General features: G+C 37.7%; 12 protein-coding genes. 7 read left to right on the forward strand and 5 right to left on the reverse strand.

What is annotated here, in order from left to right:
• Nucleotides 1-258: 258 nt before the first annotated feature.
• Nucleotides 259-1,956, reverse strand: a complete 1,698-nt coding sequence (locus PSE72_RS05100) for an NAD-dependent malic enzyme (protein ID WP_272690915.1) — start codon at nucleotides 1,954-1,956, stop codon at nucleotides 259-261.
• Between the two features lie 425 nt (nucleotides 1,957-2,381).
• Between PSE72_RS05100 and PSE72_RS05105 the strand changes: the two genes are divergently transcribed.
• The 6 genes from PSE72_RS05105 (at nucleotide 2,382) to PSE72_RS05130 (ending at nucleotide 6,614) form a co-directional block, all read left to right on the forward strand.
• Complete coding sequence (locus tag PSE72_RS05105; protein ID WP_115167695.1) at nucleotides 2,382-3,005, forward strand: hypothetical protein; 624 nt, start codon at nucleotides 2,382-2,384, stop codon at nucleotides 3,003-3,005.
• Between the two features lie 286 nt (nucleotides 3,006-3,291).
• Complete coding sequence (locus PSE72_RS05110) at nucleotides 3,292-3,762, forward strand: hypothetical protein (protein WP_272690916.1); 471 nt, start codon at nucleotides 3,292-3,294, stop codon at nucleotides 3,760-3,762.
• Nucleotides 3,763-3,770: 8 nt separating this feature from the next.
• Nucleotides 3,771-4,178 (forward strand): hypothetical protein, encoded by a 408-nt coding sequence (locus PSE72_RS05115; RefSeq protein ID WP_115167693.1) that lies wholly within the window; start codon nucleotides 3,771-3,773, stop codon nucleotides 4,176-4,178.
• A 21-nt stretch (nucleotides 4,179-4,199) separates the two neighbouring features.
• Complete coding sequence (locus PSE72_RS05120) at nucleotides 4,200-5,156, forward strand: hypothetical protein (RefSeq protein WP_147281951.1); 957 nt, start codon at nucleotides 4,200-4,202, stop codon at nucleotides 5,154-5,156.
• Between the two features lie 155 nt (nucleotides 5,157-5,311).
• Nucleotides 5,312-5,980, forward strand: a complete 669-nt coding sequence (locus PSE72_RS05125) for a hypothetical protein (RefSeq protein WP_109910992.1) — start codon at nucleotides 5,312-5,314, stop codon at nucleotides 5,978-5,980.
• Nucleotides 5,967-6,614 (forward strand): hypothetical protein, encoded by a 648-nt coding sequence (locus PSE72_RS05130; RefSeq protein WP_109910993.1) that lies wholly within the window; start codon nucleotides 5,967-5,969, stop codon nucleotides 6,612-6,614. Before PSE72_RS05125 ends, PSE72_RS05130 begins: the two co-directional genes overlap by 14 nt.
• A gap of 157 nt (nucleotides 6,615-6,771) precedes the next feature.
• On the opposite strand, the gene cdd is transcribed toward PSE72_RS05130, so the two are convergent.
• From cdd to metG, 4 genes are all read right to left on the reverse strand, one after another.
• Nucleotides 6,772-7,659 (reverse strand): cytidine deaminase, encoded by an 888-nt coding sequence (gene cdd, locus PSE72_RS05135; RefSeq protein ID WP_109910994.1) that lies wholly within the window; start codon nucleotides 7,657-7,659, stop codon nucleotides 6,772-6,774.
• A 204-nt stretch (nucleotides 7,660-7,863) separates the two neighbouring features.
• Nucleotides 7,864-8,559, reverse strand: a complete 696-nt coding sequence (locus PSE72_RS05140; protein WP_004256514.1) for a CidB/LrgB family autolysis modulator — start codon at nucleotides 8,557-8,559, stop codon at nucleotides 7,864-7,866.
• Nucleotides 8,559-9,026: a CidA/LrgA family protein gene (locus tag PSE72_RS05145; RefSeq protein WP_004256512.1), complete on the reverse strand. Its 468-nt coding sequence runs from the start codon at nucleotides 9,024-9,026 to the stop codon at nucleotides 8,559-8,561. Before PSE72_RS05145 ends, PSE72_RS05140 begins: the two co-directional genes overlap by 1 nt.
• Nucleotides 9,027-9,169: 143 nt before the next feature.
• On the reverse strand, nucleotides 9,170-11,197 hold the full coding sequence (gene metG, locus PSE72_RS05150; RefSeq protein ID WP_272690917.1) for a methionine--tRNA ligase: 2,028 nt from the start codon (nucleotides 11,195-11,197) through the stop codon (nucleotides 9,170-9,172).
• Nucleotides 11,198-11,459: 262 nt separating this feature from the next.
• Between metG and apbC the strand changes: the two genes are divergently transcribed.
• Nucleotides 11,460-12,572, forward strand: a complete 1,113-nt coding sequence (gene apbC / locus PSE72_RS05155) for an iron-sulfur cluster carrier protein ApbC (RefSeq protein ID WP_004256506.1) — start codon at nucleotides 11,460-11,462, stop codon at nucleotides 12,570-12,572.

Below are 12,572 nucleotides of genomic sequence, written 5' to 3' on the forward strand. Positions count from 1 at the left end.
ATTAATCAGTCATGGCCGTTATCTTAAATAAGTGATTTGTTTAGCGCAATTTATCATTATCTGAGAATGCAGATATCATTTTGTAGGGGTCATAAAAAACAAAAAAAGAGCTCTAAAGAGCAGCAAGTCTGATAGGTTTTGAAAATCAATTTATTGATTTTCGGCTGATAACACAAAGCGGGAAAAACCACGCTTTTATCCCGCTTTGTCAACAACCTCAGGAGCTCTAAGAGCTCCTTTCAACGTCATTATGACAAATTAAAACGAAGTTCGTTTATAGGTACGGTACTCAGGCTTCCAGAAATTGCGTTCAATAGCTTCATCAAGCGCGCTATCCGAAGTGACCGTTGCCACACCTTGAACTTGTGCTTCTTTTGCCACTTGTTTAGCAATAATGCGTGAAACATCTTGGATATCAGACAGTAGAGGCAATAGCGCACCTTCGCCATTTTTGGCTAGTGGCGAACAGCTGGCGAGAGCACGGCTGGCAGCCATTAACATGCCATCAGTGACACGTTTAGCACCAGAGGCAATCACACCAAGACCAATACCCGGGAAGATATAGGAGTTGTTACATTGTGCAATTGGGAACACTTGGTCTTTGTAAGACACTGGGCTAAATGGACTTCCTGTTGCGACTAAGGCCTTGCCATCAGTCCAATTGATAATGTCTTCAGGGCGAGCTTCAACACGTGATGTTGGGTTAGATAACGGCATCACAATAGGGCGTTCACAGTGCTTATGCATCTCTTTAATGATTTCTTCTGTGAATAACCCAGCTTGGCCAGACACACCAATCAATATGGTTGGTTCGGCATTGCGTACGACATCTAACAGTGAAATTGAGTCACTGTTAACATCCCAGTCGGTTAAATTTCCACTGCTTTGGGTTAATTTGGCTTGGAAATCGAGTAAATTAGGCAGTTTATCGGTTAATAAACCAAAACGATCAACCATATAAATGCGAGAACGCGCTTCTTCGTCGCTTAACCCTTCAGATTTCATTTGAGCGATAATTTGTTCTGCGATACCGCAACCCGCTGAGCCTGCACCTAAGAAAGTCACGCGTTGGTCACTTAGCTTACTGCCTGCGGCATGGCTGGCGGCAATTAAACTACCTAATGCAACTGACGCGGTGCCTTGAATATCATCATTGAAACAGCATAGTTCATCACGGTAACGGGTTAATAAAGGCATCGCATTTTTCTGTGCGAAATCTTCAAATTGCAATAATACGTTTGGCCAGCGGCGTTTAACTGCCTGAACAAATTCATCAAGGAACTCGTTGTATTCATCACCAGTAATACGTGGGTGACGCCATCCCATATACAGAGGGTCATTCAGACGCTGTGGGTTGTTGGTTCCTACGTCAATAACAATAGGTAAGGTATAAGCAGGGCTGATACCCCCGCACGCGGTATAGAGAGAGAGTTTCCCAATTGGGATGCCCATACCACCGATACCTTGGTCACCAAGGCCTAAAATACGTTCACCATCAGTGACCACAATCACTTTCACATTTTGTTTAGTGGCGTTTTGCAGCATGTCGTCGATGTATTCACGGTTTGGATAAGAAATAAATAAACCACGTGCACGGCGATAAATATCAGAGAAATGCTCACAAGCTTCCCCCACGGTTGGGGTATAGATAATTGGCATTACTTCTGTCAGGTGGGCATCTATAAGGCGATAAAATAAGGTTTCGTTGGTGTCTTGAATATTACGCAGGTAAATGTGTTTATCAATATCTGATTTAAAATCAATTAACTGGCGATAGGCGCGTTCAACTTGTTCTTCGATGGTTTCAACTTGCTCAGGGAGCAAACCATGTAAGTTGAAATTTGCGCGCTCTTCTTCTGTGAAGGCGCTTCCTTTATTCAGTAAAGGGAATTCAAGCAAAATTGGGCCAGCGTAGGGTATATAGAGAGGGCGTTTTGTTTCGTATTCATGTTCCATGAAATATCACTCTTCGGACGATTAATCAACAAAGTCAGGGTAGATCCTAAGCTAAACAGCAAATATGTACAGTAAATAATGATAAAAAAGCGTTAAAAAATTTACTGAAAAATATTGTGCATATGATAAGGAGTTTATGCGCGGAAGGGAATGAAAGCCGATAACGGCATACGCATTACGGTAGGTAGATCACGCTTAGGCAAATAATGAATGTCTCATCGTTATTTTTACGTTTTCAAACGTTAGTTTAGCTTTTCTGCGGGTTCAATTTTTTCATGTTTTTTCTTATTTTTAGTCAGTTACAGAGAGAAAAAACGGATTCAATGAAAGTTAAATTATATTTTTAAATATCATATATTGCTGCAAGTTTTAAATTTATATAAGTTAAATTTTATTTTATATTTCATTTTTCACTAAGGAGTTTTATGAATTTAATTAATGGGGTGTTAAGAAATAAGCGTATTTATATATTAATTATTATGGCATTTCTAGGAGGAATGAATCATTCAAGAGCAGACTATAACCCAATCGAAACACTAAGGAATATTGACAGCTATTTCTATGAAAACAAATATGGCTCATCAATTTTTGGTCGAGTTATAACAGATTATTTTTATTTGGTGATGAAAGAAAAAAACAAAACAATTAATAAAACATTGATAGACAAAATAAATTATGACCATGCATTAGAAATGCTTCAAGTATTGAAGCGAAAAGCGAAGAAACAGAGTACAGGTGAAAAAGTCTCTCATGATATGACTTATAAAGAAGCAGATGAAATACACTATCTGGTCATGTTACGTAATAAAATACCCGAAGAAGCTTGGGTTTTAGGTGTGGTATTTTCTGTATTAGATGAAAAAGAAAAAGAATTTTATTGGCAAAAAATTATGGCAGCTTCTGGAGACCGTGGCCATGAATTATCGGTAATATACAGCTTGATGAAAGTGATGTCAGAAAAGGAAAAGAAGGCCACTAAAAAACAGAAAATAATTATTAATAAATGGTATGAACGTATGAGTAAAACATTAGCTTCTGCTAAATCATAGTTTTCATTTAAATAAGTTTGAAAACTAAATGTTATATAAGTATTAAGGTGTCAATTATTATGAAATTATATTTTTTTTAATTCTACCGTTATTATTATTTTCCTGCATTGTAAATGGCGAGAACCGCCCCGGTTTTGTCTGTGGGCAGTTTAATAAGAATATTATAGAAGTTCCTGGCGAGTATGTTTTTCCATTTGCTGAATATGAAGGGTATAGCTATTTTGACCCAAGGTTTATTGAAAATAAAAAAGGGTGTGAGGCTAATTTTAGAGTGCTGCCAATGCGAATGTCTTGGTCTGATTTGAAACCATCTAATGAGGTAAGTAATGATGTTAAAATTATAGAAGTTTATGCTGAACCATTAAAAGGAAACCCTGAAAAATATTTGAGTTATAGAAAACACGTGTATTTAGATATGGGGTACCTCAAAAGAAAGGGGGAGTTATATTATGATGAAGAGTTGGATCTTTATTTTACTGAAGTGACTGTAACAATACGAAGAAGTATTGGTCATAAAGATGATATGTATTTTAATAAAAAAGGATATTATTGGAAGGAAATTAATAATGAAGTAATTTTTTTAATTGAGTGTGAATGGTTACCAATTGATGAGAAGTATCATAAGTGTTTTCAATATTTTTTGATTCCAGAAATAGGAACTAAGGTTAAATTTTATTTTGATGCTAAAGAATTATCTAATAGCAATATAATTAGGGAAAAAATACGCATTTTTTTACTCGACCATGTTAAAAATTAGGAGATAATATGAGAACTCAAGAAATTAGAAAGGGTGATTTAAAGTTAACTCGTAGTGATGTTTCTAATGCAATTAAAATTTTATACGTAACCAAAGAACCAAAGTTGATGTATGAATATTTGGAAAGTAAAGGAGACCGATATGCTAAATTAGCTAATAGTGTGGTTAAAGGTGATTCTCTTTCAGGTGCTTTTGCGCTTAATTATTTAGATGAAGCTATTTTAGAGCATATTGGAGTGCAAGATGAGTTTATAATTGAGCGTATTCGCTATGATATGGCAATAGCTTATGTTCAAACCCTGAAAAATAGATTTGAAGATGGAAAGGATGTAATCTATGGTGATATAAATCACATAGAGGCTAAATTATTTCATAGTAGTGTATTTTCTTATTATAATCTTCCTTCTGATGCATGAACTTTAGAACCTGTATTTTTTGTGTTACCTAGAGAACAAAGAGAGAGTTATTGGCAGAGAGCTTTAAATTCTGTAGGTGATATAGAAAGTGAAATATTATTAAGTATAAATACTAAAGATATAATGTTTAGAGCATTATATGAAGCTCCAGCGCATATGCAGCCTAAAATACATAGTTGGACTAAACGAGTTCTGGATATTGATAATGTAGTAGATGGCGTGGTGGTTACAGCCAAGAAATCTTATCAAAATATTATATCTCATATAGAAGAAGATAATATGGATAGAATAAATACAATTATTTATAATACAGGAAACCCTTTAATTGATAGAGGAACAGAGCGTTTTTCATTTTGGGATTATCCTTCACAACATTTAGAATCATTTCAAGTACAAACAGATTGGCGTGGCCAAACGGAATTTACACATAAAAATCTATTGTCTGAATATTATTTAGAAAGACCTGACTATATATTACCAGAAACAGGCTTATTTGATTCACCATCAGTTAATTATCAACCAGATGTTGCTCATTATGATCGTATGATTGATGATTTAAGGGGAAATATGCCATCAATAAACAACAAGTCAACACCTCCAATTAAGTATCCACACAATATGGTAGATAAATCGATATTGGAAAGCACTTATCCAAAATCCGAACCGAATAGACAATTAGCACCTCGTACAACAAACCTACTTGATAGGTTTAAGGATAATGAAACACCAACAAATTATTATCTAGAACGCCCGAGTGTTGTTCTTCCGGGAACGCCAGGATTTAAAGACTTCCCTACAGATACCATAAGAAATAACCATCATTTTGAAAATATGATTGGCCAGTTAAGAGACAATATGTCATCAATGAACAATTCAATGGACTCATTTGAAGATAAATACTCAATACCCTCAATGCCAAGTATACCTGAATTTAGTTATAGTGGTTATTCTTCTGGAGGATCTTTTAGTTTTAATTAATATTTAAAAAGTCTACTTATAATAAAATAAATTATTTTAGTTATTAGTAAACGAATGGTGATTACTGATGTTTCTTTTTATGTGGGCAATGTGTTTTTTACATAATTTATTTTTAAGATTATTGGTTTCTAACTTTATGAATCACAAGGATGTATATGAATTATAAATTAATAGTTGTGCTTTCAGTTTTTCTTCTCGGTGCTTGCCAAAATCCTCAAGGAAATAATGTAAAATATAATAAAAAAAATACAACTAATTTTTGTGAAAAAAAAGGTGTTAAAACGCCACGTCTTTTCTTTATGCTACAGATGTTATACTTTTCTGAATCTAAGGATTTAATATTTGATAGAAAAAAATTAGTTATTTTCAAGGGGGGAAAAGATAATAACCCAATGTTAGAATTTTTAAAGTATCCAAAAGAAGCATTTATTAAAAAATTAAGCCATGAACAGGCAATGGATTTTTATCGTGAGAATTTAAATGAAATGGGAATGTCTTATCATGCTTGGATTTTAGCAGATGTTTTAGATATTATTAATGAGAGAAACCGAGAGGCACTATGGCAACAGTTCGTTTTTGTGATGAATAACAACGATCCTGCGAAGGAAGCTAAATTATTCATGATGCTTTGGTATGCAATGGTAAGAGAAGCTTCCAAACCACCATCAGACAAGCAAATTAAAAGCAAAAGATGGCTGGAGAAAATGAGGCGGATTACTTTAGTTAAAAATATAGAAAAAGAATTAGACTTTATGTTTGAAGAAATGATTAATAATTCAATGAATTTTAATAAGAATAAAAGGAGTTCTAATGATGGTTTCTAAATTTATTATTTCTAAATTAATTTTTATAATTTTATCATGTTTAATTCTCATAAATAAAGGTTACTCTTTTAATGAAAAATATAACCCTCAAAAGGTAAATGATTCAAGTGATAAATATTTCAGTATTTTTATTTATCTAGAAAAAGAGTTTTTAAATAATCATATGAAGGCACGGGGTGAGTCATTCACCAGTGAAAAACGGAGTCGGTATCAAAAAGAAGTCAAATTAGCATATGGACGAATTATGAAAAATCGCAAAGAAAGTGATAACATCCCAATTGGTGATATTACACATCAAGAATTTATTAAAATAAAAAAAGAAGCGATGTTAAATTCAGGGATTCCTTATGAAGGTTGGTTGTTTAAAGATGTATTTGAAGTATTATCTATAGATAAAAAGAATAAAATTATAGGGAAACTATTAAATAGCTTTTCTAATAAATCACTTAATGGTGAATCAGCGTTATTTGCTAGCATTTGGCTAGACATGAAAGAAGAAGCCGCGCAATCTGTATCGATAAAACAGCAACAAAGCCAAGCTTGGCTAGAAAAAATGCGAAAGATCCCTTTAGTTATTACATTAGAAGACACGATAAATGAAACAGAAAAATTGTTTAATGAATTTACTTACTAGGGCATATATTAATCAAAACTAGTGAGTCCTATTATGAATGGCCACTTTGCAGGTAAATAGTTTTGTGAACAAGATTAAAGTTCTAATAACAACTATACGGTTATTGCTATTTATTCAAGCTCCCAGCAATAACCGTTATATTTAAATAAATATAAAATTAATCCAAATAAGCTAATTCAATATTTTGGCAACCTAGTGCCTGTAATGTATTTTCGGTAACATACCAATGTTTGATAATTGCATCTTGTTTTTCAACAAACTTAGCTTGGTCGATGGCGTGAATATCTTTACCTGCAAGGTTAATCATAATTAAAGCGGCTTGCAGTGGTGGTAAACTTGGGTTGAATGCGGCATTTTCTGCGTAGCGGCCTGTAAATAATGAACCATCTTTTAACTGTAACGCAATACCTGAATGAGATTGGCTATAAGGCGCATGGGATTGGTTTGCTGCCTCGATTGCTGCACTTAATAACCGGTCACGGCTTTGGTTTTTATAGCCATGGTCAACCGGGTCGAGTAGTAAAGTAGTAATGTTTAAGTCAGACGGCCCAAATGAGTCGGGTAAATAGTGGTGTAGTACTGCGGGTGTGCGGCCCGGTAAATTCACCATAATTTTACCGCCTTCACGCAATTCATTCATAAATTGGCGGCAGTGCCCACAAGGTGTGTAATTCACGGTAATTGAGGTAATCTGCGTTTCACCTTTCATCCAAGAGTGTGTCACTGCACACTGTTCTGCATGGATCACTTGCCCCATTGAAACATGGCTAAATTCCATATTGGCGCCGAAATATAAATTACCACTTGCGCCGCAAGCGATTGCACCAACGTGAAAATGGGAGATTGGAGTAATTGCATAAGCCGCAGCGAAAGGCAACAACGCAAAGGCTAATTCAGCGTCGCTTACACCTGCTTCAGCTTTAATCTGTTTGACTTGTTCCGCTGTTAACATACCTCGGAAATCAGAATTATCAATGATTGGTCTAAGTACCGACTGTAACTTTTCTGGAAGTTCGGCCCAAGCGGCCTTAAATCGTGAATGCATGTGTTACCTCCCTAATTAATTATTTTTATTCTATTCAATAATGCGCTCAACAATATGTGACTTAAGTCACCATTTTAAATGAAACATATGAAACAAATTCTTTAATTGAGAGATATATCTCATGTTTTCTCCGTGTGTTAGTGAGTAAGAGGCTAATAAATTCCTCTTACTCATTTGCTTGGATATTGGCTTAGTGAATTAAGCTTAGCTAAAAAGATGTAAAATAACAGGAAAGATAAACGGGGCTATAAGTGAGGTGATAACCCCACAGGTCATCAATGCAAGGGAACTGTAAGCACCTTCAATGTAATTCACTTCGGCACAGCGGGCAGTGCCTAGGGCGTGGGAAGCGGTTCCCATCGCGAGTCCCCTTGATGCGTGGGTTCGTACACGCAGCACATCAAATAAGCTATGGCCAAACATGGCGCCTAAGATCCCAACAAATAACACGCAGGCGGCACTAATCGCAGGGATCCCACCAACCGAATCAGCAACAGCCATCGCGATAGGGGTAGTAACCGATTTAGGCAAAATAGAACCCGCGATATCAGGGGTTGCCCCCAACCATAACGCGATGGCGGCACCGCTAAACATGGCCACTAAACTACCTGCAAAACAAATACTTAATAAAGATTTCCACTGGGCTCGAATTTGGTGCATTTGTTCGTAAAGTGGAAAAGCGAGCGCGACGACTGCAGGCTGTAGTAAATCATTGAGTATTTTGCTACCTGCAAAATAGTGCTCATAAGAGGTATTCGTGATCACTAGTAGTGCAATCAATACCGCAATAGTAATTAATAGTGGGTTTAAAATCGGTAACTTAAATGTGGTCGACAGCTTACGAGCCAAATAAAACACCACAATGGTCAACGGCAATGACCACCAAATATGTTCTAACATTATTCATTCCCCTTAGTTTTATCATTATTAATGACCGAAGAAATTGGGTCTTCGGGGGGTAAAGGAACGTCATCAGGTTGAGCCCCAACGACAGGGCGTTCCTTATGAATATAGTTGGAACTGATGGCGACAACGACCATAACGATTAAGGTACTAACCACGCAGGAAACGATGATAGGAACCATTTGTTGGCTGAGTAATTCATAGTAATTCATTATGCCAACACCAATAGGAACAAACAGGATGGTCATATTTTTCAACAAAATGCTGCAACCGGGTTGTGCCCACTTCGCGGGAATAATTTGTAACGCAAGCAGTATGAATAAAATTAACATGCCGACAATGCTGCCAGGGATGGAGAATGGAAGTAGTGTTGAGATAAGGTTTCCAATAATCAGGCAAAGGTAGAGTATTGCGAAAGCTCGCAAATATTGCCATCCCGTTATCAGTACCTGTTTAAATGACATGAGACTGGTCCTGTAATGTAATATCTATTCATCATACAATTAACTTTATTATTGTGCTACCGATCACAATAAAAAGCCAATAAAAAAGTGGGAAGTATTTAGCTTCCCACTTTTAATGAATAACAGACTAGAGCAAGTATGGGTTATTTAACTTGCATACCGGGTTGTGCACCACTGTCTGGGCTGAGTAAGAAGATATCTTTACCGCCAGGGCCAGCAGCCATTACCATACCTTCCGAAATACCAAAACGCATTTTACGAGGTGCGAGGTTGGCAACCATCACGGTTAAACGTCCTTCTAAAGCTTTAGGGTCTGGGTAAGCTGAGCGAATACCAGAAAATACTTGGCGAGTTTCACCGCCAATATCTAATTGTAATTTCAGTAGCTTGTCTGAGCCTTCAACAAAATCAGCTTGCTTGATTAATGCAATTCGCAGGTCAATTTTCGCAAAGTCATCAAAGGTGATGGTATCTTGAATTGGGTCATCGGCTAGCGGCCCCGTAAGTTGCTGAACGGGTTTGATACTCTCTTTTGAGGCTTCGACCATTGCATCCACTTTTGCCATTTCAATGCGGTTAAACAATGCCTTAAATGGTGCGACGTTGTGGTTCAATAATGGGGTGTTAATCGTATCCCATGATAATTCACTATTTAAGAAAGCTTCAGCACGCTTAGTGAGCCCTGGTAAAACAGGTTTTAGGTAAGTCATTAGAACGCGGAACAAGTTGATGCCCATCGAGCAAATATCTTGCAGCTCTTGATCTTTACCTTCTTGTTTTGCCACAACCCAAGGGGCTTTTTCATCAACATAGCGGTTTGCGATATCGGCTAATGCCATGATTTCACGGATCGCTTTGTTATATTCACGGTTGTTATAATCCTCACCGATAACTTTAGCGGCATCAACAAATTGTTGGTATAACTCTGGCTCAGCAAGGTTTGCTGATAATTGACCGCCAAAGCGTTTAGCAATAAAGCCCGCATTACGTGATGCCAAGTTAACCACTTTATTGACGATGTCGCTATTCACACGCTGGACGAAATCTTCCAAATTAAAATCGATGTCATCAATACGCGAAGACAGTTTTGCTGCATAGTAATAGCGCAAGCAGTCGGCATCTAGGTGATCTAAGTAAGAGCGGGCAGTAATAAATGTACCGCGCGACTTCGACATTTTTGCCCCATTAACCGTGACATAACCATGAACAAACAGGTTTGTTGGTTTACGATACTGGCTACCTTCTAACATGGCAGGCCAGAACAGGCTGTGGAAATAGACGATATCTTTACCAATGAAATGGTAAAGATCGGTTTTTGAATCTTTATTCCAAAACTCGTCAAAGTCGAGGTCACCGCGTTTATTACACAGGTTTTTAAAGGAGCCCATGTAACCGATAGGCGCATCTAACCAAACATAGAAATATTTACCCGGCGCATCAGGAATTTCAAAACCGAAATAAGGTGCATCACGGGTAATATCCCATTGTTGTAGGCCTGATTCGAACCATTCTTGCATTTTGTTGGCGACTTGTTCTTGTAATGCGCCTGAGCGAGTCCACGCTTGAAGCATGTCGCTAAATGCAGGAAGATCAAAGAAAAAGTGTTCTGAATCACGCATGACAGGTGTAGCGCCAGAAATCACTGAACGTGGGTTAATCAGCTCTGTTGGGCTATAGGTTGCGCTACAGACTTCACAGTTATCACCATATTGGTCTTCGGCTTTACATTTTGGACAAGTGCCTTTAACGAAGCGATCTGGTAAGAACATGCCTTTTTCTGGGTCGAAAAGCTGTGAGATAGTGCGGTTTTTAATAAAACCGTTATTTTTCAGTTTCCCGTAAATTAGCTCTGATAAGACTTTGTTTTCTTCACTGTGTGTGGAGTGATAGTTGTCATAACTAATGGCGAAACCAGCAAAATCGTTCTGATGCTCTTGGTTCACTGCCGCAATCATCTCTTCTGGCGTTACGCCAAGTTGTTGAGCTTTAAGCATGATTGGAGTTCCGTGCGCGTCATCGGCACAGATAAAGTGAACCTCTTTGCCGCGCATTCGCTGATAACGGACCCAAATATCAGCCTGAATATGTTCCAGGATATGACCAAGATGGATTGAACCGTTAGCATAGGGTAACGCACAGGTTACCAGTAATTTATTCGCGACTTGAGACATAGTAACTTTCTTACTTCCATTATTTGAAAAGGGTCTTTGATGTTAACCGATCAAAACCATCGCTGCTAGGGGTATAAAATATTAATTGGCAATTTGTTCGAAAAAGAAATTTTTACCTCTTTGTGGTTTTTACTATGCGGGGTAATCACTATTTTTTGTGTTCTCTGTTATGATTAATCTCAGTCAAAGTATATCTGTTTAATTTTATGTAGCTTATTATTCAGGATGTACCTAGTTCAAAAATATAAATAAAGGAGCCGGGATGAACGATAAATCCCCCGAGCAGAACAAACCAGAACTGCTGACTGAACAAGTCTCCAAAGTTTTGGCTTCATTTACACACCCAACACTGCAACGTAATTTGATTTCTATCAAAGCGTTACATCATTGCGCAATGTTGGACAACGTGCTGCATGTCGAATTAGTTATGCCATTCGTTTGGAAAGGGCCGTTTCAAACTTTAATTAGCGAAAAGACCGCTGAATTGAAGCAACAAACAGGCGCTCATGCTGTTGAATGGAAACTGCGCCATGACATCACCACATTAAAACGTGCAAATGATTTGCCGGGCATTAATGGTGTTCGTAATATCTTAGCCGTCAGTTCGGGTAAAGGTGGTGTTGGTAAATCCAGTACTTCTGTGAACTTAGCGCTTGCGCTGGCACAAGAAGGAGCGAAAGTGGGGATCCTTGATGCGGATATTTACGGCCCATCAATTCCAAATATGTTAGGCACAACATTAGAGCGCCCAACCTCCCCAGATGGTCAGCATATGGCCCCAATCATGGCGTATGGCTTGGCAACAAACTCAATCGGTTACTTAGTGACGGATGACAACGCTATGGTTTGGCGTGGCCCAATGGCAAGCAAAGCATTGATGCAGATGCTGCAAGACACGTTATGGCCGGATTTGGATTACTTAGTTATCGATATGCCACCGGGAACAGGTGACATCCAGCTGACGCTTTCTCAAAATATTCCTGTTACTGGGGCGGTGGTAGTGACAACACCACAAGATATCGCCTTGGTTGATGCTATGAAAGGCATAGTGATGTTTAAGAAAGTCAATGTCCCAGTACTGGGTGTTGTTGAAAACATGAGTGCACATATTTGCAGCAATTGTGGGCATGTAGAACCGATTTTTGGTACCGGTGGTGCTGAGAAATTAGCAGAAAAATACCATACTAAATTATTGGGACAGGTTCCTCTGCATATCTCTTTACGTGAAGACCTTGACCGTGGCCAGCCTACTGTTATGCGTGATCCAGAAGGTGAATTTGCCGATATCTACCGTGAAATTGCTTCAGGAATTTCAGCCTTGATGTATTGGGAAGGGGATAAAATCCCAACAGAAATTTCTTTCCGTGCAGTTTAA

The sequence above is a fragment of the Providencia sp. PROV116 genome, from assembly GCF_028482485.1.
In the GTDB taxonomy this organism is placed as follows: Bacteria; Pseudomonadota; Gammaproteobacteria; order Enterobacterales; family Enterobacteriaceae; genus Providencia; species Providencia rettgeri.

Bases quoted from the DNA above. Each gene is read 5' to 3' on its own strand.
- PSE72_RS05100 (WP_272690915.1), bottom strand. From the start codon at position 1,956: ATGGAACATGAATACGAAACAAAACGCCCTCTCTATATACCCTACGCT.
- PSE72_RS05105 (WP_115167695.1), top strand. From the start codon at position 2,382: ATGAATTTAATTAATGGGGTGTTAAGAAATAAGCGTATTTATATATTA.
- PSE72_RS05110 (WP_272690916.1), top strand. From the start codon at position 3,292: ATGTCTTGGTCTGATTTGAAACCATCTAATGAGGTAAGTAATGATGTT.
- PSE72_RS05115 (WP_115167693.1), top strand. From the start codon at position 3,771: ATGAGAACTCAAGAAATTAGAAAGGGTGATTTAAAGTTAACTCGTAGT.
- PSE72_RS05125 (WP_109910992.1), top strand. From the start codon at position 5,312: ATGAATTATAAATTAATAGTTGTGCTTTCAGTTTTTCTTCTCGGTGCT.
- PSE72_RS05130 (WP_109910993.1), top strand. From the start codon at position 5,967: ATGATGGTTTCTAAATTTATTATTTCTAAATTAATTTTTATAATTTTA.
- cdd (WP_109910994.1), bottom strand. From the start codon at position 7,659: ATGCATTCACGATTTAAGGCCGCTTGGGCCGAACTTCCAGAAAAGTTA.
- PSE72_RS05140 (WP_004256514.1), bottom strand. From the start codon at position 8,559: ATGTTAGAACATATTTGGTGGTCATTGCCGTTGACCATTGTGGTGTTT.
- PSE72_RS05145 (WP_004256512.1), bottom strand. From the start codon at position 9,026: ATGTCATTTAAACAGGTACTGATAACGGGATGGCAATATTTGCGAGCT.
- metG (WP_272690917.1), bottom strand. From the start codon at position 11,197: ATGTCTCAAGTCGCGAATAAATTACTGGTAACCTGTGCGTTACCCTAT.
- apbC (WP_004256506.1), top strand. From the start codon at position 11,460: ATGAACGATAAATCCCCCGAGCAGAACAAACCAGAACTGCTGACTGAA.